1 protein-coding gene is annotated in these 517 nt (G+C 48.5%); it reads left to right on the forward strand.

Features of this window, described 5'->3' with window-relative positions:
* Positions 1–106 precede the first annotated feature (106 nt).
* Positions 107–343 carry a hypothetical protein gene (locus FXW07_RS01830; protein WP_229393500.1) on the forward strand — a complete coding sequence of 79 codons (237 nt, stop codon included), beginning with the start codon at positions 107–109 and terminating at the stop codon, positions 341–343.
* The last annotated feature ends 174 nt before the right edge of the window (positions 344–517 follow it).

The following is a 517-nucleotide window of genomic DNA, read 5'->3' on the forward strand; positions in this document are numbered from 1 at the left end:
TTCTCTGGCCTGACTTCCTAAAGTTTCCTATCAGGTGAAGGCAAAAACGATATAGGCGAAAGCGTGCCAGTCGTGCCTGGTTCCGTGGTTCCCTATGTGTTTCTCTATGTTTTTTTGCTCTAACGTATGGGTTCGTCGGTGGGAACCTGCGTATTCCTATAGGCTATGGAACGGTTGGGTTCAGAAAAGTGACAGGCTTACAGTGTCACAAATGTTAGACACTTCGTGTCTGGTCTATGGGCTTCTCTCCGTGGAACTCTCCGAAACGGTCAAACTGAAAACAGGCCCGTCCCTGGCCTGCTCTCTGGCCTGCCTAATCGTGCACGGGTGCCGGTGGGGGTAGCTAGAAGTTACTCACATCCGTAAACGCTAGGGTGGTTTATTCGTGTGCGGGTGGCGTTGTGTTGGTTAGACCGGTTCCCATGTGCTTTTTTATAGCCGTTGTCGTTGAAAAATCGCCCCGTAACGTAACCGTTAAAAAACGCTATAGTCAATCTGTTATCAAAAAAATAAGAGT

It is taken from the genome of Methanosarcina sp. DH1 (assembly GCF_020804205.1).
Classification (GTDB): domain Archaea; phylum Halobacteriota; class Methanosarcinia; order Methanosarcinales; family Methanosarcinaceae; genus Methanosarcina; species Methanosarcina vacuolata.